Source organism: Corallococcus sp. NCSPR001 (genome assembly GCF_017309135.1).
Taxonomy (GTDB): Bacteria; Myxococcota; Myxococcia; order Myxococcales; family Myxococcaceae; genus Corallococcus.
Genome location: NZ_JAFIMS010000002.1, coordinates 2935187 through 2958458, shown reverse-complemented (window position 1 = coordinate 2958458; position 23272 = coordinate 2935187). Strand labels below are relative to the sequence as shown.

Annotated in this window: 13 protein-coding genes; 5 read left to right on the top strand and 8 right to left on the bottom strand. The window is 70.6% G+C overall.

What is annotated here, in order from left to right; all coding sequences use genetic code 11:
* Nucleotides 1–2: 2 nt before the first annotated feature.
* The 6 genes from JYJ93_RS14205 to JYJ93_RS14180 form a co-directional block, all read right to left on the bottom strand.
* Nucleotides 3–1568 (bottom strand): hypothetical protein, encoded by a 1566-nt coding sequence (locus JYJ93_RS14205; protein WP_206791143.1) that lies wholly within the window; start codon nucleotides 1566–1568, stop codon nucleotides 3–5.
* Between the two features lie 119 nt (nucleotides 1569–1687).
* The gene (locus JYJ93_RS14200) at nucleotides 1688–5581 is read right to left on the bottom strand and encodes a serine/threonine-protein kinase (RefSeq protein WP_206791142.1); all 3894 of its coding nucleotides are present in this window, start codon (nucleotides 5579–5581) and stop codon (nucleotides 1688–1690) included.
* Nucleotides 5582–5596: 15 nt separating this feature from the next.
* Nucleotides 5597–7447: an OPT family oligopeptide transporter gene (locus JYJ93_RS14195; protein WP_206791135.1), complete on the bottom strand. Its 1851-nt coding sequence runs from the start codon at nucleotides 7445–7447 to the stop codon at nucleotides 5597–5599.
* A 53-nt stretch (nucleotides 7448–7500) separates the two neighbouring features.
* Nucleotides 7501–9498, bottom strand: a complete 1998-nt coding sequence (locus tag JYJ93_RS40050) for a HipA domain-containing protein (protein WP_242543804.1) — start codon at nucleotides 9496–9498, stop codon at nucleotides 7501–7503.
* Nucleotide 9499: 1 nt separating this feature from the next.
* Nucleotides 9500–11164: a DUF262 domain-containing protein gene (locus tag JYJ93_RS14185; RefSeq protein ID WP_206791133.1), complete on the bottom strand. Its 1665-nt coding sequence runs from the start codon at nucleotides 11162–11164 to the stop codon at nucleotides 9500–9502.
* 50 nt (nucleotides 11165–11214) lie between these two features.
* Nucleotides 11215–11979 carry a type II CAAX endopeptidase family protein gene (locus JYJ93_RS14180; RefSeq protein WP_206791131.1) on the bottom strand — a complete coding sequence of 255 codons (765 nt, stop codon included), beginning with the start codon at nucleotides 11977–11979 and terminating at the stop codon, nucleotides 11215–11217.
* A gap of 111 nt (nucleotides 11980–12090) precedes the next feature.
* Here JYJ93_RS14180 and JYJ93_RS14175 point away from each other — a divergent pair, with 111 nt between their 5' ends.
* Together JYJ93_RS14175 and JYJ93_RS14170 are read left to right on the top strand one after the other, a co-directional pair.
* Entirely contained in the window at nucleotides 12091–14721 is a 2631-nt protein-coding gene (locus JYJ93_RS14175) for a M12 family metallopeptidase (protein ID WP_206791129.1), read from the top strand.
* 158 nt (nucleotides 14722–14879) lie between these two features.
* On the top strand, nucleotides 14880–16118 hold the full coding sequence (locus JYJ93_RS14170; RefSeq protein WP_206791128.1) for a hypothetical protein: 1239 nt from the start codon (nucleotides 14880–14882) through the stop codon (nucleotides 16116–16118).
* A 7-nt stretch (nucleotides 16119–16125) separates the two neighbouring features.
* Here JYJ93_RS14170 and JYJ93_RS14165 read toward each other — a convergent pair whose 3' ends face one another.
* Complete coding sequence (locus tag JYJ93_RS14165) at nucleotides 16126–17790, bottom strand: alpha-amylase family protein (RefSeq protein WP_206791126.1); 1665 nt, start codon at nucleotides 17788–17790, stop codon at nucleotides 16126–16128.
* Between the two features lie 155 nt (nucleotides 17791–17945).
* Between JYJ93_RS14165 and JYJ93_RS14160 the strand changes: the two genes are divergently transcribed.
* Entirely contained in the window at nucleotides 17946–18908 is a 963-nt protein-coding gene (locus JYJ93_RS14160; protein WP_206791118.1) for a TIGR03885 family FMN-dependent LLM class oxidoreductase, read from the top strand.
* 61 nt (nucleotides 18909–18969) lie between these two features.
* Here the strand turns inward: JYJ93_RS14160 and JYJ93_RS40045 are convergent, their stop codons facing one another.
* Nucleotides 18970–20169, bottom strand: a complete 1200-nt coding sequence (locus tag JYJ93_RS40045) for a M12 family metallopeptidase (RefSeq protein WP_242543803.1) — start codon at nucleotides 20167–20169, stop codon at nucleotides 18970–18972.
* Between the two features lie 225 nt (nucleotides 20170–20394).
* On the opposite strand from JYJ93_RS40045, the gene JYJ93_RS14150 reads away from it, so the two are divergent.
* Together JYJ93_RS14150 and JYJ93_RS14145 are read left to right on the top strand one after the other, a co-directional pair.
* A complete protein-coding gene (locus JYJ93_RS14150) occupies nucleotides 20395–21498 on the top strand; it encodes a winged helix DNA-binding domain-containing protein (protein WP_242543802.1) in 1104 nt (367 codons plus the stop codon).
* A 138-nt stretch (nucleotides 21499–21636) separates the two neighbouring features.
* Entirely contained in the window at nucleotides 21637–23268 is a 1632-nt protein-coding gene (locus tag JYJ93_RS14145; RefSeq protein WP_206791107.1) for a Tox-REase-5 domain-containing protein, read from the top strand.
* Nucleotides 23269–23272: the final 4 nt, after the last annotated feature.

The following is a 23272-nucleotide window of genomic DNA, read 5'->3' as shown; positions in this document are numbered from 1 at the left end:
GGCTAGCGCTTGCCCCGTGAGGTCTCCTGGGGCGGCGCGGGCTCCGTCCAGCGCTTGCACAGCTGGAGATGCTGATCATCCACCAGGTCGCACGCGCCGTTGAGGAAGACGGTGACGGGCTCCTCCCAGACCTGGTGGGACGTGTCCTTGCACGCCTCGAAGTCGCCGTCGCCCGTGAGCAGCGAACCGTCCTGCGTCTTGCACTGGGAGGGGACGCTCGGGTCGGTGCTCCAGCACGGCCCCGTGACGGTGGCCGCGCAGTCCTCCTCCGTGCCCGGCAGCGCGCACACGCGATAGGTCGCGTACGCCCGGCCATACACCCAGCCCGGGTCGTAGCAGGAGTAGAGCTCCTTGAAGACGGGCTTCGACTGGCGGCCCTTCGGGCGGTTGACGGTGTAGCGGTCCTTCGACCCCGTCACCAACGTCACCGTCACGTTGATGTCGTCACGCAGCGCGTCCTTGCCGAAGAGGTTGCCGTAGAAGGCGCCCTCGCGGACCCGGTACACGGCGCGCTCGGAGAGGGGGGCCTGCACCCCGGCCGAGACGCCCACGGTCGCCGCGCCCTCCGCGGCGCTGTCCCAGGGCGCGGTCATCACCGTGAAGTACCCACCCGACGCGGGGCAGGTGAAGGTCACGGAGGGATCCGTGTCGGAGGACGACGAGGGGTCCGTGGACTCCGGTGAGCAGCCCTGGCTGGACTCCACGTGCCGCGCGTCCGTCTTGTCGCAGCCGGCGATGCCCCGGCACACGCGCAGCATCATGCGCGTCTCGGAGCTGGAGCCCAGCGGCGTCCCGGACGGGCAGACCGCCGGGCCTCCCGCGCCCACGGAGATGGTCTGGCCCGCCGGGCACCACCCCACCGAGTGCATCGTCCAGCCGCAGTTGCGCTCCGCTCCCACCGTCTGTTCGTCGCACGGCACGGCGCTGTTGATGGACGCGGTCGTGGTCGGCACGTGGTCCAGCGGCACCGTCCACGCGTCCAGGGAGAAGGGCTCCGCCATGGACTGGGCGGGCTCATGGATCTCCCCACGCATGGACAGCTCCACGCGGTAGCCCAGGCCGTTGTTGCGCGACAGGAGGCACGCCGTCACGCGCCGGAGGCACGCGTCGCCCGGCGCCTGCGTGCGCCACCACGGACAAAGGCCCGCGGCGCCGGCCCATTCACCGCGCTGGGAGCCCGCGGGTTGGAAGGGGTTGAGGTATTCGAGCGTCTCGCCCTCGCCCAACGCGCAGCTCACCAGGTACGCCATGAAGCGCTGCGCGTAGGGGTCGCGGAGCTGGTTGTTGACGAGCGCGGTGTCCGCGCCCGGGACCATCACGTCGGGGTCGAAGAGGGACTCCAGCGAGTGGGTGGACAGGGCCGCGTTCGCGTCGTGGTTCGCGGCGAGGGCGTTGAGCACCAGCTCCCGCGTCGTGAGCGAGTTGGCGATGCGGATGTCCGCCTGGCTCGTGCCGAGCGCCACGTCGGCATCGGTGCTGGCGGTGGTGTCTTCCGGGAGCGCGGGCTCGCAGCCGGTCAGGGCCAGCAACAGGAAACACCAGGGGACTCGGAGGACGGAGGAGGCCATCGCGTGAACACTCCTTGGGCAGGATTTGGAAATGGGATGGGAAGGAAACCCCAGGCGCGGCCTTCTTGTCTCCCTGTAGCGCGAAAGGTTACGGGAGCGGCGCCGTGTAACGATTCCCGTTACAGCGCTGGGGGTGCGAGCGCGGCACGCAATGCGTGGAAACGCGTAGCCCACAGGGGGGCTTCGGCCACGGCGGGCCCGGCGCGTTCGAGCCATGCGCGGGCCTCGTCCATGGCGCCCGTGCGCCGCGCGATGCCGGTGGCCTGCAGGAGGATCTCCGCCTTCTCATCCGGCGAGGCCAGCGCGTCCGCTTCCGTGTGGAGCGCGGCCCAGTCCGTCGCGCGGAAGGCGCCGGTGCTCTGCTGATGGACCTGGAGCTCCACGAGCCGCCGCATGATGGCGGTGGGCGGCAGGGATTCCGGCGGACAGCGCTCCGAAATCCAGGCGAGCTGGCGGGCCGCCGCCGCCTCGTCTCCCGCGGCGGCCTGGATGCGGGCGATGAGCAGCGCGTCCACGGGCACGGGGTGTTCGCGGAAGAAGCGCACGCCCAGCTCATGCGCGCGCTGCGCGAGGGGGAGCGCTTCGTCCAGGCGGCCCTGCATGTAGAGGACCTCCGCCAGGTTGAAGGTGGACCAGCGCTCCATCTGCGCGTGGCCCAGCTCGCGGCCCAGGGCCATGGCGCGGCGCAGGTCCGCCTCCATGCGGGACACGTCGCCCTGGCGGAGCCACAAGAGGACGCGGTTGCTCAGCACGGCGGCCTTGTGCAGTCCGTCGCCCGCGGCCTCGCAGCGCTCCAGGGCTTCGTCGAAGCGTTCAGCGGCCTCCGGCGCGCGGTCCAGGAAGGTGAGCGCGGCGCCCAGCAGGGCCAGGGAGACGACCAGCGTCTCGTGGTCCCGGGCGCGCTCGGAGCCTTCGGCGGTGGAGGTGAGCACGCGGGCCGCGGCGGCCCACTCGCCCTGCCGCACGTGCAGGCGGCCCCGGGCGAGGCCACAGCGGAGGGACAGGCGCGGCGCGTCCAGGGGCTCGATGGCGTCGAGCGCTTCGCGCGTGCAGGCGGCGGAGCCGTCCGAGTCCTCCATCCAGTCGCGCGCGGTGGCTTCCTCCAGGAGCAGGTCCACTTCGAGCGAGGCGTCGCCCCGGGTGCGGGCCAGGGCGCGCGCGGCGGACAGGTCCGCGAGGCTCTCACGGAAGCGCTGGAGGCGGTGGCGGACCTTGCCCCGGCCCGCGAGCGCCTGGGCCCTGCGTGCGTCGTCGGACTCCGGGAGGAGCGCGAGCGCGCGCGTGTAGTGCTGCTCCGCTTCCACGGAGAGGTGTCCGGAGCGGGCTTCTTCCGCCAGCGCCAGGTAGTCGCGCGAGGCCTCCAGGTGGGCGCCGCAGACGGCCGCGTGGTGCGCGCGGCGGCGGCGTTCGGCCACGTCCTCGCCCACGCTGGCCTTGAGCGCGGCGGCGTGCAGCGCGCGGCGGGGCGCGGGAGGCAGCAGGGCCTCCAGGGCCTCGCGCAGGAGCGGGTGGCGGAAGGTGAAGCGGCCCGGGCCGGTGGGACGCAGGAGGCCCGCGCGGGTCAGCCGTTGCAGGCCCGCGCCCGCGTCCAGCGCGGCGGCACGCGACAGCTCCGGACCGGTGGTCAGGTGGCGCAGGGCCGCGTCCACGCGCGCGACATCCACCTCCGTGCCGAGCACCGCGCACAGCCGTGCGAGCACCCGGTGGGCTTCCGGAAGGCCCGCGAGCGCGCGTGGGGCCAGCCGTTCAAAGAGCGGCGTGACGGAGACGTCCAGCAGCGCGTCCGGCGCGACGTACCAGCCGCCGCCCGGTGCTGAACGCAGCGCCCCGGCGGCACGGAGCGCGCGAGCCAGCTCGACGAGCGACAGGGGCACGCCCTGCGCCAGGAGTTCCAGGCGCGCGAGCACGGGCTCGGGGATGTGCTCCGCCGGGCGCAGCAGGTGGACGAGCACCGCGCGGCTGGCCTCCGGAGGCAGCGGCGGCAGCGTGTGACGAGAGGCGTGGGCGCTGCGCTCGCCCAGGTGGGGACGCAGGCCCAGCAGCGAAGGACGTCCGGCGACGCAGATCCACAGGGGTGCCCGAGGCCCTGCGAGCGTGGCGCGCTCGAGCACATCCAGGCTCAGGGGATCCGCGAGGTGCGCGTCATCCAGCAACAGCACGAGCGGGGCTTCACGGGCCTGCGCGACGAGCGCCTCGCCCAGGATGCGGGGCTCCGCGGAAGGACGGCCCACGACGGCGCGCAGGGCATCCAGGAGGGAGTTGGACAGCGACGCATCCGGCGGAGGCGCGCGCAGACGGACGACCCGGGCATGGCCCGCGGACTCCAACTGGAGCGCGAGCGCCTTCAGCAACCGAGACTTGCCATGCCCCACCTCACCGGTGAGCACGCTCAGGCCCGGAGCCGAGGACGACAGACTTCGAGCAGCGTCCGCGACCAGTGCCTCCAGCAGCGCGTCGCGGCCCACGAACGGAGGAGGCTCGCCATCCGCGCGTGCTCCGTCCTCCTCGTGGAGGCGCAGCCGGAAGACCGCTTCGGTCTCGCGCTCGGAGTCCAAGGCGCGTGCGCCCTCCGTGGCCACATGCGGCACGGAGGCTTCACGTGTCCTCGCCGTCTCCATCGCGGCGCGTTCGTCCCTTACAGCCGCTTGCGGGGGCGTGGACTCGCGGCTGACGGGCTCGATCCAACCGGGCTCCAGCCGCGCGACCGCCTCTGGCGTCACCCGCACTTCGCCCTGCGCGAGTGCCCTTCCCCACCACGTCTCCGGCCGCTCCAGCGCGGCGCCCGCGATGCGCGGCAACGTGGTGCCCGGATGCACGTACAGCACCGCGACGTGCAGCACCGCCGAAGCCTCTCCGGACTCCACCAACCGCCGCGCCGCGAGCGCGCCCGCGCGCACGTTCGCCTCCGCGGACAACGACTCGCAGAAGACGAGCAGGTAGCCCCCCGCCGCGACCCGCGCCAGCACTCCGCCGAATGGCTCCAGCGTGGCCGCCAGCCCCTCCACCGACGCGGCCGTGCGCAGTCCCAGCACCGCCACCGGACGCGCGCCCGCGAACGTCACCAGCGCCTGCGCCGGCCGCGCATCCCTCGCTCCGACCACACCGGCCAGCGAAGGCCCTTCCGCGCACGCGGCCTCGAACGCGGCCAGCACCTCCTCCGCGCTCGCGTACCGCTCCGCCGGCTCCTTGGACAGACACCGCGCAACCACCGCGTCCAGCGCCACCGGGACAGAGGCCCGCTCCGACACGCGCGGCGGACGCTGGCTCACGTGGCCTTCGCGCACCTCGTCCGGAGTGCCGTTGAACGGCGGCGTGCCCGTGAGCAGTTCGAAGAGCAGGACGCCCAACGCGTAGATGTCCGCCGCCGGGCCCGCCTCGCGCGCGTCCAGGCACTGCTCCGGCGCCATGTAGACCGTCGTGCCCGCGCGGTTCCCCGCCTCCTCCGCCGGCCCCGCGTCCGTCCACCGCGCGAGCCCGAAGTCCAGCAGGCTCAGCGCGCCACCTTCACGCAGGAAGATGTTCTCCGGCTTGAGGTCCCGGTGCGCGACCCCCACCGCGTGCACGCGCGCCACCGCCGGACACAGCCCCGTCAGCAGCTCCCGCACCCGCGCCACGGACGCCGCGCCCGTCCCCGGCAGCGCCGCCATCCACGCCGCGAGCGTCTGCCCTCGCAACAGCTCCTGCACCAGGAAGGGCCTGCTGCCTACCCGCCCCTCTCCCAGCACCTCCGGCACCGTGGGCGGCCCGACGCGCCGGAGCGCCTCCGCCTCGTGGGCGAAGCGCGCATGGTGCGGCCCCAGCCCCACCTTGAGCGCCACCTCGCGGCCGTCCGACTCGCGCACCGCGGTGAAGACGTGCGCGAAGCCCCCCACCCCCAACAGGGCGGCACCGGACAGGCCGGGGACGTCGGGAATCGCCAGCGGCTCCAGGGGGAGACCGGACCCGGAGGCGACGCCATTCACGGGACACGCCGCGCCGGGCGCGAGGCGGCGGTGGCAGACCGGACAGCGCATGCGGATGCCCGAAGGCTACCAGAGCGCCCGCGCCAGGACGATGCCCACGCCCACCAGCCCCTCCCCCGCGATGAGCCCGGCCGCCAGCGTCACGCCCGGCCCGTCCGACGCGGGCCGCCACCGCCGGGCCAGCTCCCACCCCAGCCCGCCCAGGAAGAATCCCAGACAGGTGGAGGCAGGCAGCAGGCACGCCAGCCCCACCCCGACCGCCGAGGGCATCCAGCGGCGGAAGCGCTCCGGCAGCGCCTGCTCCCCCAGCGTGAGGACGGCCGCCGCGCCCGCCGCCCAGGCCATGGCGAGCCGCAGGTCCGCCGAGACGGCATCCAGCCCCGACGCCAGCACCCTCGCCACGCCCGCCGTCACCGTCGCGGCCGGCGCCGGGAAGCGCTCCGACCCGAGCACGGAGGGCTCCGGCACCAGCAGGTAGAACAGCGGCACCACCACCAGCGCCCCCACGACACACCCCACCAGCTGCGCCAGGAACACGCGGCGTGGATTCGCACCCAGGAGGTGCCCCGCCTTCAGGTCCGTGAGCAGGTCCGCGGACGAGGACGCCGCGTTGACCGTGATGCCCGCCGTCGCCAGGTTCGCGCGCACGTCCCCGGGCAGCAGCACGCCATACGTGAGCTGCGTCACCTGCCCCAGCGCCCCCACGGGGCTCACGTCCGTCTCACCCGTGACACGACAGGAGATGAGACACAGCACGAACGACAGCGCCACCGCGAGCAGCGCGTGCGGCACCGGCACGTCGAAGCCCACCCGCGCCAGCGCCACCGTCGCGGGCGTCAGCACCAGCATCCCCGCCACCCACCACCGCCCGGGAACCTGGAGCGCTTCAATGGGATGCGGCGCCTGACCCGGTCCGCGCAGCCCCCGCAGCGCCCGGCCCCACACGCGGGCCTGGAGCGCGAACTGCAACAGCGACGCGGTGGTGAGCGCCGCCGCACCCGGCCACAGCGCCCACGCGAGGAAGTCCCCGTCCGGAGCCACCACGCCCGCCGCCATCAACCGGGGCGCGACGACGCCATGGACCACGAGCGCCCCCAGCCACATGGACGCGGTGACGCGCACGCCCAGCAGCGCGCCCCCGCCCACCGGCATCAACCCCGTCTCCAGCGCGAACCCCAACCGCTCCAGCGTCACGCCCCCCAGCGTCCCGGGAAACGCATACGCATACGGCACGCGCCCGAACCCATCCCGCGCGAGCGTCAACACGCCCGCGACGAGCCCCCCCACGCCCAGCATGCGCAGCCGGGGTCCCGCCGCCTCGCCTCCCGAATGCAGCGCGCGAGCCGTCGCCGCCGCGGCCGTCCCGGACGCGAACGGGAGCTGCTCCCGGTCCACCAGCTGCCGCTTGAGCGGCACCGCGAACAGGACGCCCAGCGCGGACAACAGGAACGTCCACGCGAGCAGCGTCACCCCGGGCAGGTGGTGCCCCGTCGTCAACAACCACGCCCCCTGCACCGACACGAGCGCGCCGCCCGTCGCGTACCCCGCCGACGACGCCACCGTCTGCGCGCAGCCCAGCTCCAGCAGGGACAGCGGGTTCCCGGCGACGCGGGGGCTCAAGCGCCGGAGCGCCCCATGCGTCGCGGACGCGAGCAGCGCGGCGGTGACGGCCACGCCGAACGCCACGCCCGTCTTCAGGCCCGCGTAGAGGTTGGTGGCGCACGTGAGCACGCCCAGCCCCGCGCCCAGCAGCACCGCGCGCAGGGTGAGCTGCGGCAGCCGGTCGCCCTGATACACGTGCTTCAGCCAGTAGGTGTCCACCTCCGCCTGCGTCGTGCCGGGGATGCTCAGCAGCGTCAGCGAGGCGTCGGTGGGGGTGTCCTCGGCGGGGACGGCTCGGGGGGCGGGGGCCGGCATGCGCGGCCCATCCTCTCCGTTCGTCCCCTTCCGCGCCACCCAGGCCCCAGGCGTCAGGCCTCGCGCGGACGCAGCAGGTAGAAGACGTAGCCGTAGCTGTCCCCGTGGCGGCGGTACAGGTTCACCTCCTGCTCCGCCGCCGCGATGACCTCGCGCAGCGCCGCGTCCGCGGTGGGGCGCAGCCGTTCGATGCGCTGGAGGAGCGGCGTGTAGTAGTCGTCCCACCACGCGGACGCGGGCAGCGTGAAGGTGTCCAGCACCGTGAAGCCCGCCGCCTCCGCGCTGGCGCGGTTCTGGGCGATGTTGCCCATGGCCGGGTACCCGGAGGACCAGAAGCGCACCGCCTCCGGAGGCCGGACGTCCGTGAGCCAGGTGCACTCGGTGACGGCCACCACGCCCCCCGGCGCGAGCAACGGCCGCCACTGGCGCAGGCCCTGCTCGAAGCCCACCAGGTAGATGGCGCCCTCGGACCAGATGAGGTCGACGGAAGCCGGCGGCAGCGACAGCGCGCGCATGTCCTCCTGGCGCGTGACGATGGCGTCCGACAGCCCCTGCTCACGGGCCTCGCGCTCCAGCCGGTCCAGATAGGGCCGGTGCAGGTCCACGGCGGTGACGCGCGTGTTCAGCTCGCGCGCGAGCACCAGCGACTGCCGTCCGGTGCCCGAGCCCAGGTCCAGCACGCGCGGCGAGGGCGGCAGCGGGGACAGACGCCGCAGGGCTTCCAGGGTGCAGGCGTCGCTGCCGGGGCCCAGGCGGGGCAGCTCGTTGTAGAGGGTGAAGAAGGCGTTGACCGTCTGGCGCAGCTCGCCCGCGCTGCGCTTCACGTTGCCCTGGAGCAGCGGGACGCGCTTCCAGTGCTCCTCGATGCGCTGCTTGAAGAGCTCCGGCATGGGCAGGTCCGCGCGCAGCGTGGTCCACGCGTCGAGCGCGACCTCGACGGCGCCCTTCACCACCGGGAGGACGTCCTCGTCGGAGAGGCCCAGCTTGCGCGCCAGGCGCTCGAAGCTCTGGAGCGACACGTCCTCGAAGCGCTTGGACTTCGCCAGGTTCAGCGCGAGCTGATCCTGCGGCATGTACTGGATGGTGGAGACGAAGTCGTACGCGGGCGACAGCGTGGGGCGCGTGCCGTCCGGGTAGTAGAGCGACCAGTTCTTGTGGTGCGCGTCGCCGTTGCCGCACGCGATGATGAACACCAGCCGCCGCAGGAACTCCTGGAGCGCCTCCAGGCCCGCGACCTTGAGCAGCACGTTGGCGATGGTCTCGTAGTTGTACTTCTTGTACTTCTCGTCGGAGTACAGCCCCAGCACCTGCGCCAGGTCCTCCATGTGCACGCGGCGGCCGGGGGACGGCCGGTCGAAGCGGCGGATGGCGTACGCCAGGTCCTCGCGCAGGGTGATGCCCTCCGGGAGGCCGTGCAGGTCGGAGACCGGGAGCAGTTGGAGCTCCGGCACGTCGATGCCGGTGGCGCGGGCCCAGGTCATCACGGACAGCTCGTTCTCCGGCACGCGGTCGTAGCGGTTGTCCGGGAGCTTGACGATCCAGTCACCGCCCAGGCCGCCCATGGGCAGCGTCATGCCCCGGTCGCGCCGGAGCATGGAGAACTTGAGCTGCACGCCCGCGAGCGAGAAGCGCAGCGGCTCTCCGTCCGACACGGGCTCCGCGGGGACGTCCGCGAGCGGCGCGTCGTGGCCGGCGAGTTCGCCCGCGGGGCGGACGATGACGGCGCCGGAGAGGTCCGCGCCCAGGTGGGCGATGAAGAAGAACTCGCGCTGCCGGGCGATGTGCTGGCGTTCGGAGATGAGGTCGCGCAGCGGGCCTTCGGGCAACAGGTTGGAAAAGAACGGCGGCAGCCGCATGCGGCTGGTGTGGCGGCGCGACAGGTCGTCCTCGAAGAACTGGCCCAGGACGGGGCGCGGGTAGCGCTGGCGGTAGTCCTCGGAGAGGCTGAACTCGATGCGCTCGTCCGCGAGCAGCGTGAGCGTGCCGACGTGCACGTCGCCAATGAGGACGTCGAGGATGCCCGTGGTGGACACGGGGAGCGTGGGGTCCATGTCAGTCCTCATCGTCGTCGATGATCATCGACTGGAGCGAAGGCCGGTCCGAGTCGTCCCAGCGCGTGCGGGCCTCCATGAACTGGCGCAGGATGGGCTCCAGCACCGCCTGGCGCAGCTGGAGGAACTCCAGCCCGTCATTGCGCCTCAGGGCGCCGATGGCCTGCTGGGTGAGCCCGTGGCTCTGGAGGATGTCCTCCGCCAGGGGCGGCCAGGCTTCGAGCATCTGGACGGGCGGGCGTCCCGGAACGGGCGGGTGGAAGAGGAAGCCGAAGGTCCCGTCCATCACGCGCCGGACCATCCGGCGGTCCACGATTCCGGGCGTCATCCACCGCATGTCCCCCGGAGGGAGGATGGGCTGGAGTCCTTCGCCCGGCAGCTCCAGCAGCTCTCCGGGCTCCAACACGGCCCCCGTCCGCAGGTCGCGTGGCTGGAGGGACAGCATCGCGATGCGCAGGACCAGCGGAGGTCCCACGGGGGTGCTGGGAATGATGGGCATTCCCGTCTCCATCCACCAGCGGATGAGCGGCGGCGGAATCTGGCCCAGCAACGTCTGGAGGGACCGCTCCTCGTCGGAGCGGATGGCCGAGAAGACCTGGAGGGCCTCCGGGGGCTTCAGCTCCCAGCCGCCGAAGACGATGTGGCGCCAGATCCAGCGCGACAAGAGCTCCCGGGAGCGCGGTGTCGGCTCCGGATGGAGTTGGAAGAAGCGCGTCAGCAGGACCAGCGAGTTCTCCGGCGCGGGCAGGAGCTTGAGGTGCGGGATGAACGCATCGCGCTTGAGGAACACGATGGCGTCGCGAAGGGCCCGGTCCGTGCGGCGGACGCTCTCCGTGAGTTCGTCGTCCTGGTTGAGCTGCTCCTGGTAGCCGCGCGTGAAGTCCAGGCCGCGCACGGCCAGCACGGCGCGCAGCAGCAGCGACTCCGGGACGCTCCCGAAGCCCAGCTCCCGCAGCCCTTCCGTCACGGACTCCAGGCTGAGCGAGCGCGAGCCGACGTACAGCGCGTTGAACACCTCTTCATCCGTGAGCGGGCGGCCCGCGGTGTTGAGGCGCTTGAAGATGATCCGCAGGACCTTCTCGTCCGCCGTGTCCACGACGTACGCGGGCACCTGGTACTCGCGGATGGCCTTGCCCAGGCGGATGGCGGCGCGCAGGTGCTCCGGGTGCGCCTCGCGGCCCGGGTAGCGGTTGAGCCAGTGGAGCAGCGACTCGCTGTCCAGCACCTCGTTCATCGGCAGCCAATGCGGTGGCGTCGGGCCGGCGTCCGGAGGCGCGTGCAGCTCCTCCGTCTCCAGGTCGAAGTAGAGGTGGAAGTCGTCGCGTCCGGCCTCGTCGCCATAGGACGGATGCAGCAGCACGCCCGCGAGCGCCGTCACGCGCTGCTGTCCGTCCACGGCCCACAGGCCCTGACTGGTGGAGGGCGCGTCGATGCGCACGGGGCCGAAGCTGACGTTGGCGGCGGGGGCCTCCCGGCGCCAGAACAACAAGGTGCCAATGGGATAGCCCCGGTACACGCTGTCCAGCAGGTCGCGCACGTCCTCCGCGGTCCAACGCAGGGGGCGCTGGAAGTCGGGGATGCGCACCTCGCCGCGCCTCACGCGGTCGAGCAGGTCCTCGATGCTGAACGACTTCGTCTCCGGGCGCCGCGTCAGGGGAGCGGGCATCGCGAGCCTCCTCCCTCGAGTCTGTAACCCGAAGCTCCAGAGCCCGCCACCTACACCGTGGCGTCACGTCGCTTCGGCAGCAGCACCACCAGCCCCAGCGCCACCAGCCCCGTCACGGTGGACAGGATGCGGCCGCCCTGCCCCACCGCGTTGACGTCCAGTTGCAGGTCCAGCAGCCCGTTCGCCAGGTTCCATCCCCAGTGCAGCCCCACGGCGCCCCAGAGCGAGCCCGTGCGGGCCACCGCCGCCGCGTACGCGAGCCCGGTGCAGAACAACATCAGCCACTCCAGCGGACCGTTGCCCAGCCGGTACACGTGCGTGAGCACGAACACGCCCGCGGACAGGACCACGTAGCCCGCGCCCTGCCCCGCCACCGGCCACGCGCGGAACCAGAAGCCTCGCGCGACGATGTCCTCCGCCAATGCCGGCACGAACGTGGACACCATGACGCCCAGCGCCGCCACCAGCAGCGCCGTGCCCATCAGCGGCGTCTCCAGCGGCTGCACGCGCATCAGGCCCAGCCACACGCCCACCAGCACGGACAGCGGCTTGAGCACCAGCATCACCGCCAGCGCCCGCGCGAGCGCGGAGCCACGCCACTCCAACGCATACGCATGGAAGCCATTGCGGTAGCCCAGCCACCGCCCCACACCCCAGGCCACCGCGTGGAACAGCAGCATCAGCGCCGCCGTCACCGCGAAGCTCCCCAGCAGGCGCCCGCCAATCCCTTCCGGCGCTTCGTAGCAGGCGAACAGCACGGCGAACGCGAGTGCACGGCGCAGCGCGACACGTGAAGAAGGAGGAGCGGGGCTCATGACGGTGACCCCTCATAGCGCGGGAAACGTCACCACCCCACAGCCAGCTTCCGCGAGTCCCTCCGTATCGCACCGCGAGTCATCGCGACTCCCAACGAGGGGGAATCACCCATGCGCATCACCCATCACGCCCGGTTCATCCGGGCGCTCACGGCCGTGGCCTGCCTTGGCACCGCCTGCCGTCCCGAGGACGCCACCGAACCCACCACCCCGCCCGCGCCAGCACCGCAGTCGCCCGCCATCTCCGGCGTGCGCTCCGCGTGGGTCCGCATCGGGCCCAAGGCCGAGGCGCGCGAGGTGAAGTACGAGGCCATCAACGGTCTGGCCCTCTTCGAGGGCGACATCGTCCTGGGCACCGTGGAGGACGTGGAGCGCGAGTCGCCCAAGGTGAAGGCCCAGGCCGCCAACCGGGTCTCCGCGGAGAGCATCCAGGTCACCGGCAGCAGCAAGCGCTGGCCCAACGGCGTCGTCCCGTACGTCCACGTCTACGGGTCGCTGGATGACAACTACGTCATCAACGACGCCGTCCGGCACTGGCAGCGCAAGACGGGCCTGCGCTTCGTGCCCGTCTCCGCCACCACGCCCACCTCCACCGACCACATCTACTTCGTGAAGGGCCAGGGCTGCTCGTCCGCCGTGGGCCGCCAGGGCGGCCGGCAATACATCACGCTGGAGGGCGGGTGCGGCCTGGGCGCCGTCATCCACGAACTGGGCCACGCCATCGGCTTCTGGCACGAGCAGAGCCGCGAGGACCGCGACAGCTTCGTGGACATCCTCTGGGCCAACATCGAGTCCGGCAAGGAGCACAACTTCGAGCAGCACATCAGCAACGGCGACGACGTGGGGGCCTACGACTACGGGTCCATCATGCACTACGGCGCCAGGGACTTCGGCATCCCCGACCCCGTCACCGGCGTGCGAAGGGTGACCCTCCAGACCAAGGGCGGACAGTCCATTGGCCAGCGCAGCGGCCTGAGCGCGGGCGACGTCGCCTCCGCCGCGTCCATGTACCCGGGCGAGATGAAGGGCAACTTCGAGGAGATCACCTCCACCGGCTACGTGAAGGGCTGGACCTTCGACACCGCGTCGCCGTCCGTCTCCGTGGACGTGCACTACTACATCGACGGGCCGGCGGGCGCTGGAGCGTTCGGCGGCTCCGCGCTCGCGAACGTCGCGCGCCCGGACGTCAACACCGCGTACGACGGCATCCTGGGCGACCACGGGTTCTACTTCCCCGTGCCGGCGTACTTCCGCGACGGCCAGGACCACACGATGTACGTCTACGGGCTCGACGTGCAGGGCCTTCACAACCCGCTGCTCGCGGGCTCGCCGCGCACGTTCAACCTGCCGGGCGCCTTCGGCACGCTGGAGAACATCGCCTACGACGGCACGGTGACGGGCTGGGCGCTGGACCTGGACTCGCCGTCGGCGTCCATCACGGTCTACTACTCCATCGACGGCAACCCGGCGTCCGTGGCCAACGTGGTGGCGAACCTCTACCGCTCCGACGTGAAGAACGCCTACCCCATGGCGTCAGGCGCGAACGGCTTCTCCTTCCGCATCCCGGACCTCTACGTGGACGGCCTGGACCACACGCTGCGCATCTACGCGTTGGATCAGCAGGGCCGCCACAGCCCGCTGCTCGTCAACGCCCCCAGGACGTTCCGGCTGGCCATGCCCTCCGTCTACAAGGCGGGCGTCTTCGCGGGCACGGGCAGCGCGGATCAGCTCATCGCCGTCGACGGGTCGGGCTATGGCCCGCGCGTGCTGGTCTCCGGCTACGTCAACGCCAACGGCTTCCCCAACACCCACTACCAGGAGGCCTGGAGCGCGTCGGCCCTGCTCAATGGCTGGCACAACCCCGGTGACATCAAGCTCCAGGGTGACTTCCGCGGCCTGGGCTACGACCAGATGCTCTTCATCAACACCGACGGCTACGGCGGCCGGGTGATGATCACCGACTACCGCGACGGCGCCGTCCCCTCGGAGGTGCGCTACCACGAGTCCTGGGGCCAGAGCGCGCTGCTCGACGGCTGGCACAACCCGGAGGACCTGCAGCTCGCGGGCGACTTCCTCAACCGGGGGCATGATCAGGTGCTGTTCTTCAACCGCTCCGGCGCGGGCGGCCGCGTGATGATCACCGACTTCAGCGACGGCGTGGCCCCCTCGGAGACCGGCTACCACGAGGCCTGGGGCACCCCGAACTCCTTCGAGGACTGCTCCGAGCCGGACGACCGCTTCTACGTGGGCGACTTCCAGAACCGGGGCTACGACCAGGTGCTCTGCCTCAACCGCTCCGGCACGGGCGCGCGGGTGAAGATCCTCGACTTCAGCGCGGGCGTGGCGCCGGCGCAGGTGCGCTACGTGGAGGCGTCCGGTGCCTTCACCGTGCTCGACGGGCTGATGGACGCGGACGACAACCAGGCGGCCGGCGACTTCCGGGGCCTGGGCTACGACCAGCTCATCCTGGTGAACAACGGCACCACCGGCACGGCCATGCTCATCGCGGACTTCTTCGACGGCGTCGCCCCCGCCGAGGTGCGCTACAGCGAGGCGCAGGGCGTGAGCTTCTACGCGCCTTCGATGGCCAACCGGATGCTGGTGGGTGACTTCCGTGGCCTGGGCCACGACCAGGTGCTCATCGGCGCCTGGAACGACCCCGGCTACTACACCTCCATCCTGGACTTCTCCGACGGCATCGCCCCGCCGGAGCTGCTCTTCCAGAAGGTCGAGCTGAACTGATGACTCGCGCCATCCTGCTGGTGACTGCGGTCACCAGCAGGATGCCTGTCGCGAGCAACCCCTCCCTGTGAAGTCCAGGGGTTACGCGGGCCACCCGGTCGGCACGGGCGCTGCAATGAGGTCAGGCAACGTCGCAACCCAGACCCCAGGTGATAACCATGATCGACCTCAAGGCCACGGCCCGCTCCTCCTCCCTGCTGCGCCCCACCACCACGGAGTCCGCGCTCGTCAGCCCGAAGGCGCAGCTCTCCGCAGGGCCCGTCGCGGACGCCTCCCGGAGCATGCCCGCGCGGGGCTTCAGCCAGGCGGACTCGTTCCAGCCGGAGATCATCAGCCGTCACCAGCCGCGCGGGATGCCCGCCCTGGAGGGTGCGTCGGACATGCTCAGCGCCCCGGCCGCCTTCGCCCCTCGGGGACTCCCTCCGGAGCTCATGGACCTGGCGCCGGCTCCGGACGCCTTCGCCCCTCGGGGACTCCCTCCGGAGCTCATGGACCTGGCGCCGGCTCCGGACGCCTTCGCTCCCCGGGGACTTCCCCCGGAGCTCCAGAATCTGGCGCCGGCCCCTCTCGCGTACCGCGGGCTCCCCCCGGAGCTGCGGGACCTGGGTCCGGCGCGGGCGCAGGTCCCGGTCCAGGCCGAGCCTCCGGCGCCGCAGCCCACCAACAACGGCGTCCCGAGCGCCAATGACAAGCGCCCGGCCGGCGACAACCGCACGGCGGCGCAGATCGTCGACGACTCGCCCGTGCTGAAGAACCTGGGCCGCCAGAAGGACATCAAGTTCGAGCAGCTGTGCAAGCAGACCGGCGTGGACCCCAAGCTCGACCTGAAGGACCCGAAGCAGAACGCCGACGGCGTCTACCGGCTGACCAAGGTGCTGGAGTTCATCGACAGCGCCAAGGCCTCCACGGGCGGAGACCGGGACAGCAAGGTCAAGGGCGGCATGGGTGACGGCAACATCGAGGGCATCACCAAGGACGGCGACGCGCGCCACGGCACGGAGGCCGGCATGCTCAAGGACTTCGCCGAGAAGGGCTACTCCTTCCTGGGCGAGCACCAGCTGCCGACCACCAAGGACACCCACGTCAAGGCGGACGGCAGCAACAAGGACAACTTCCAGTGGGCCGCGGGCGAGGCGGGCAAGGCCCTCTGGTTCATTCCGGGAGTCAGCAACGTCCTGACGGGCGTCGGCAACTCGGAGGGCGGCTTCAAGGGCGTCCTCGAGGGCGCCGCGAAGGGCTACGTCAACACCCTGAAGGGCGCCGCGGAGGGCGTCATCGGCTCCATCACCAAGGGCCGCGCCAACCCGGCCGGGATGCTCTTCGGAGCCTATACGGGCGCGCTGGCCAACACCGAGGCCGCCCCGCAGCCGGTGAAGGACATCGCCAGCATGCTGTGAGCCTCCGCTAGGGCAGCGGCTCCGTCCGGTGCTTGCGCGCGGGGTTCTCCAACCCCACGCGGAACCACCGGTAGCCGTAGCCCTCCAGCGTGAGCACGTGGCGCTGGCCGTCCACGGGCTCGGAGTGGTCCTCGCTGAGCACGTTGAAGAGCGTGCACGGCTCCTCGCCGCCCGGATCCAGCTTCACCGTGCAGGGCCGGGCGGCCAGGTTGTGCAGCACCACCAGGGCGTTGCCCTTCCATTCGTACCGGATGGCCAGCACGCCCTTGTTGCCGGTGCGCAGCACCTTCCACGCGCCCCACCCCAGCTCCGGGCACTCCTTGCGCGCGCGGATGATGCGCTCGGTCCAGTTGAGCTGCGAGCCCGGGTCGCGGCGCTGCTGCGCCACGTTCACCTGGCGGAAGCCGAACGGCCCCTCCGACACCAGGGGCTTCACCGGCGCATCCGCCAGCGTGAAGCCGCCGTGCGGCTCCGGGCTCCACTGCATGGGCGTGCGCACCGCCTGCCGCTCCACGAGGGCCAGGTTCTCCCCCATGCCCAGCTCGTCGCCGTACCAGAGCACCGGCGTCCCGGGCAGGGAGAACATCAGGCTGTACGCCACCTCGATGCGGCGGCGATCCCCGTCCAGCATGGACGCGAGCCGGCGGCGCAGGCCCCGGTCATACAGCTGCATGCCCTTGTCCGGCCCCAGCGCCTGGAACACCTCCAGCCGGTCCTTGTCCGGCAGGCGCCCCAGGTCCAGCTCGTCGTGGTTGCGCAGGAAGTTCGCCCACTGCGCCGTGTGCGGCAGCTTGGGAGAGGACTTCAGGGCCTGCACCAGCGGCGTCACGTCCCCTCGCGTGAGGGCGAGGTAGAAGTTCTGGTTCGCCAGGAAGTTGAACACCATCTGCATGCGGTCGTTGTCGCCGAAGAACTCCACCACCTCGTTCATGGTGACGTTGGCTTCCGCGAGCAGGATGGCGTCCCCCTTGCGCCAGGAGAGGAACTCGCGCATCTCCTCCAGCAGCTTGTAGGGGTTCTTCACGTCCGGGTTCTTCACGCCCTTCAGCTCCACGAGGAAGGGCACCGCGTCCACGCGGAAGCCGGACACGCCCAACTCCAGCCAGAACCCCATCACCTTGAGGATCTGCTCGCGCACCTCCGGGTTCGCCACGTTGAGGTCGGGCTGGAAGTCGAAGAAGCGGTGGAAGTACCAGAGGCGCGCCTCCTTGTCGTACGTCCACGTGGAGGGCTGCACGCCCGGGAAGACCATGCCCTTGTTGGCGTCCTTGGGCTTCTTCTTCGACCAGACGTAGTAGTCGCGGTAGCGGCTGTCCGGGTCCTTGCGCGCGGCCTGGAACCACGGGTGTTGATCCGACGTGTGGTTCACCACCAGGTCGATGATGACGCGGATGCCGTGCAGCTTCGCCTCGTGGGTGAAGGCCACGAAGTCGCCCAGGTCGCCCAGGCGCGGATCCACGCCGTAGTAGTCGCTGATGTCGTAGCCGTTGTCGCGGTTGGGCGTGGGCTGGAAGGGCAGGAGCCACAGGCAGGTGATGCCCAGGCCCGCCAGGTAGTCCAGCTTGCGGCGCAGGCCGGTGAAGTCCCCCACGCCGTCGCCGTTGCCGTCCATGAACGTCTCGACGTCGAGGCAGTAGACGACCGCGTTCTTGTACCAGAGGTCTTCAATCATCCGTTCCGTTTAGCCCTCCCCTCGCGGACGTGGCCGTCCGGATGGGAGCGCCGTGCGGAACCCCACACCTGGGGGCCATCGGACTTCGTTCAGCCAACACTCGCGCGAAGACAGGCCTCGCCGAGGGAGCGCTCCCGCTCCAGGGTGGCGCCCGCATGCCCCTCATCGGCTTTCACGCGTCGCACGAACAGTTCCCGCCCAGCGAGCTTCTGCGCCTCTGCCAGAAGGCGGAGGGCGCGGGCTTCCAGGCCGCGCTCAACTCCGACCACTTCCACCCGTGGACGGAGGCGCAGGGGCAGAGCGGCTTCGCCTGGGCGTTCATGGGCGCGGCGCTCGCGACCACCGGGTTGTCCTTCGGCTCCGTCACGGCGCCGGGCCAGCGCTACCACCCGGCCATCGTCGCGCAGGCGTTGGGCACCCTGAACGAGATGTATCCCGGCCGGGCCTGGATGGCGCTCGGCAGCGGCCAGTACCTCAACGAGGCCATCACCGGAACGGGCTGGCCCGCGAAGGACCTGCGCAACGCGCGCCTGAAGGAGTGCGTGGACATCCTGCGCGCCCTCTTCCGGGGCGAGACGGTGACACACCGGGGGCTCGTCACGGTGGAGGAGGCGAAGCTCTACACGCGCCCCAGGGACATGCCGCTGCTCATCGGCGCGGCGGTCACGCCGAAGACGGCGAAGTGGGTGGGGAACTGGGCGGACGGCCTCATCACCACCGCGCGGCCCCCGGAGGAGCTGCGCAAGGTGGTGGAGGCGTTCCGCGAAGGCGGCGGCGAGGGCAAGCCAATGTTCCTCAAGGTGCAGCTGTCCTACGCGAAGGACGACGAGCTCGCGCGTGAAGGCGCGTACAACCAGTGGGCGTCGAACATCTTCGCCAACAGCGTGCTCACGGACCTGCGCACGCCCGCGCAGTTCCAGGAGGCCGCGGACGTGGTGCAGCCGCACGACCTGGACGGCCCGCTGCGCGTCTCCAGCAGCCTCCAGCAGCACGTGGACTGGCTGGGGGAAGACCTGCGCCTGGGCTTCGACCGGCTGTACCTGCACAACGTCAACCGCGAGCAGGACGGCTTCATCGAGGCCTTCGGTGAGAAGGTGATTCCCGCGCTCATGCGCTAAGAGGAAGGCTGGGGACCCGGCCGGCCCCCAGTCCCGCCGCTTCCGCGTGACGCCTCGGGCGCTACCAGCGCAGCGGATGCCAGTACTGGGCATTCGTGTAGTTACAGGTCCAGATCTGGAGCTTCGTGCCCGGCGTGGGATCTCCATTGATGACATCCAGGCACAGGTCCGAGCCCAGGGCGCTCCGCAGCTGCGCTCCGACGATGGTCCACTTCTGGGCCAGTGAGCCATTGCACTCGTAGACCTGCACCCGGGTTCCGCTGGTGGGATAGCCACCAACCACGTCCAGACAGAGGTTCGGGGCCAGGGCGCTTCGCAGCTCCTGCTGGCCTGTCCGATACCAGTTCTGCGCGGGCGTGCCGTTGCAGCCCCAGAGTTGGACGGGGGTCTGCGAAGCGGGGTTGCCATCCTTCACTTCGAGGCAGCGGGTCTCGTCCAGCAGGCTCTGGATGACGCTGGGACGGCCATAGAGATACTCGACCCCCTGGATGTCCCCACTGGACAAGCCGTCACGCTGCCCCATTCCCCACGTGCTTCCGTCCTTGCGAACGATTGTGGGGAGGCCATTGGAGCTGAAGGCAGTGGCGCCGTAGTGCATGATCGAACCGAAGTCGTACGGGCCGACATTCAGCACATTGGTGGTCCGCTTGGCGAAGTTGTGCTCCTGGCCCGGAAGGATGTTTCCGGTATTCACAGTCACATAATCGTCACGGTCGGACCGGCTTTGCTCATGCCACAGCCCGACCGCGTGACCGATTTCGTGAATCACAGCCCCTTCGCCACAAGCGTCCTCCAGGGTCACCGACTGCTCTCCGCCCACCATGCCCACGCTGGATGCGCAATTCGAACCATCCGGCCAGCGAACGAACCTTACGTAACTGTATTCAGTGGTCCGGGCCTTGAAGCGGATGGACGTATTCGCCTGCCAATGGGCAATCGCGTTCAACACCCGGCTCGGATCCGGCAGGTTCGAGTCAATGACGTACGGAATCGTCCTGTCCGGCCAGCGCGAATAGCTGTTTGCCTGTCCGATGGATTCGGCGCTCAGCCTGTTCCCCGGGCGCTCCTGGATGATGATGTCCCCCTCGAAGAGCGCCCTTCCATCCCGCCGTTCATAGGTGATTCGCTGCACCCCGAGCCCTGGCAGCTCGACATCCGCCGTCACCCGCTCTCCCTGACGCGGCTGGGAAGCAGCCTCTTCGGAAGGGGGAGACGCGGGGTCTCCACAAGCCGCCACCAGGGACAGCAGCAACGCCTTCAAGCATCCATGGACGCGCATTCTCACATGCCTTTCATTGGCGGATTCCCAACCGTCTCTCACTCACGCGCGAATCTCTAACATCATCAAGAGACCCAAGTAAAACCCGCCCACCCGTGTTTCTTTTGGAGGGATTTTTCCATCCATTCACTGCGGCCAGGAGTCCAGGCAGACTGGCGTCCCCAGGTTTTCCAAGGGGACCTGCAGACCCGCACTATGCTCGGGAGCATGCCCACCGACGTGCTGTCCCGTCAGGCCCTCAACCGCGCCACGCTCGCGCGCCAACTGCTGCTCACGCGCGAGAAGATGACCGTGCCGCGAGCCATCGAGCACCTGGTGGGACTCCAGGCCCAGCTCGCGCGTCCGCCGTACCTGGCCCTCTGGTCGCGTTTGCAGGGCTTCCAGCGTGACGCGCTCACGAAGCTGGCGCTGAAGCGGGAGCTGGCGCGCGGCACGATGATGCGCGGCACGCTGCACCTGATGACCGCGAAGGACTACCTGCGCTACCGGGGCCTCTTCCAGCCCCTGCTCAACGCGGCCATGAACTCCGTGCTGAAGGAGCGCGCCGCGGCGCTGGACCTGCCCGCGTTGCTGGCCACGGCGAAGCCCTTCCTCCAGGAGCAGCCGCGCACCTTCGAGGAGGTGCGCGAGCACCTGATGAAGCACCACGTGGACGGCGACGAGAGGGCCATGGGCTTCGCCACGCGGATTGGATTGCCGCTCGTGCAGGTGCCCGAGGCGGGGCTGGAGTGGGGCTGGCCCGGCAACTCCTGCTTCACGCTGGCGGAGTCCTGGCTGGGCGAGGAGCTCTCCACGGACGACGACGCATCGCCGCTGGTGCTGCGTTACCTGGCGGCCTTCGGTCCCGCCACCGTGGCGGACATGCAGTCCTGGTCCGGCATCAAGCCGCTGAAGGACGCCTTCGAGAAGGTACGCGGCAAGCTGGTGGAGTTCCGCGACGAGAAGAAGCGCGTCCTCTTCGACCTGCCCAAGGCCCCGCGCCCGCCGGAAGAGACGCCCGCGCCGGTGCGCTTCCTGCCGGACTTCGACAACCTCATCCTCTCCCACGCGGACCGCACCCGCGTCGTGCCAGAGGAGCACCGCGAGAAGCTGTCCACGAAGAACCTGCGCGTGCTCAACGTGTTCCTGGTGGACGGGCACGTCGCCGGCTCGTGGAGCACCGAGCGCAAGAAGGGCATCGCGACCCTGGTGTGCAAGCCATTCGAGCCGCTGAAGAAGGCAGCGAAGGACGCCCTGGCGCAGGAGGGAGAGGACCTCTTGCGCTTCAGCGACCCGGACGCCGCGAAGGTGGCGGTGCGGTTCGCCACCTAGCCGCGTCGAGGAACACCTCGACTCCTCCCTGGCCGGGTTGTCGGACCTGGCGGTTATGACCGGGCTCCGCACGCCAGAGCGGTGTGCCGTCAGGAGGCGCGAGCAATGGGTCACCGCGAGTGGGCCTGGGGGCGAACGATGCGCGCTGACGTCCTGCTTGCGTGCGTGGCGCTCCTCGTCACCGGCTGCGCCTCGGCGCCTCCCAGGCATGGGGGTTCGCTGAGCTACACACCTCGCACGGCCGCCGCATCCCCTGGCGCGCGCGCGTCGAGCGATGAGGCGCCGCGCGCATCCGCTCCGGCGTCGAGCACTGCGCCTTCCAAGGCAGCTCAGCCGTTGTACCGCCGCAAGGCCGAGCGCGAACTGACGACGGGGGCAAGCCCCGTTCGCGCGGTGGCCATGGCGGAGGTCCCCCGTCATGACGACGCACAGCCGGACGCGTGGGAGCAGTTGCTGACGAACGCGGGGCTGGAGGCGCGAGACGAACGCCCCCTGGCAGGCGAGCTGACGCCCACGCAAGCAACGCGACTGATGGGAGTGCTCCTGGGCAAGCCCATCACGTTGAGCACCTTCCCGCCCCGGATGGCCGCGGGCTTCATCCTGCGCGAGGTGATGGGGGGACGCGCGGTCACACGTCAGGAGTTGTCGCGACGGGCGGAGCGCTTTTCCCGGGAGCGGATCGCGGTGTTACGCCCCGACGGTTACCTGGCCTGGGCACACACCGGGCGGACCCAGCAGAAGGTCGCGGCGGTTGAGTGGAGGGATGGCGCCTTCCGCGCGCATGGCTTCGAGCTGGGCCGCTTCTACAGCGGCAAGGGCGGTGCCTTCCGAGCCGTGGACGCACAGCTCCAGGCTTCGGACTGGCGGCCCCTGGCCGAGGTGTACGACGACGCGGACGTCATCAGCCGCACGCTGGACGGAGCCGAGGACGCCTTCGTGGAGCTGTACCACGCGCTGGGACAGTTACTCACTCGTCCCGTGGACAGCTTCGCGGGCCTGCGCAACCTGCCAACGGGCGTGGCGGCGCTCATCGCGTCTACGCCCATGTACTGGGAGCGCTTCCAGTCCATGACCCGTGGCGAGCAGATCCGCGAAGTGTCGCGGCTGACGACGGGACTGCTCCTCACCGGGGGCGCGGCATCGGCCACTTCGCGGACGCTGAAGGGAATGACGTTCGGCGCGGAAGTCTCGGTGCCGGTGCTCTCACTGTCGGCGGAGGGGGCGCTGGCACTTGAGCGCATCTCGGTTCCAGCGGGGCGCGCGGCGGCGGCCCTGAGCGGCGGGCCCGGGGCGGCCATCATCCTCCAGCGCGCGAACACGACTGGCAGTGGCGCCGCTCCATCCAAGGGGCCCGGGCAGTGGGCGCCCGCCAGGGAGTCAATGTCTCCGCGTGCCCGGGCCTACCAGGAGCAGATCACCGGACACACAGCGGATGAGGCGTACTGGGTCGGCGGCACGAGTACGAAGGACGGAGGCGTCAAGTTCGATGGGTTCAGGGATGACGTGCTCCTGGACGCCAAGGGGCCTGGCTACTCGGCGTTCTTCAATGAGGACCTCTCCCCCAAGGATTGGTTCATTTCTTCGGGCAAGGCCGAGGAACTCGCGACCCAAGCGCGGCGGCAGGTCGATGCCGTCCGCGGAATGGGGATCCGGATTGAATGGCACGTCGCCGAGAAGCATGCGGCAGACTCCATTCGGAAGCTGCTAGAGGGCAAGAACGCTACGGAAATCATCATCATCCCTACCCCGGTGCACCCGTTGAAGCCTTGAGAGA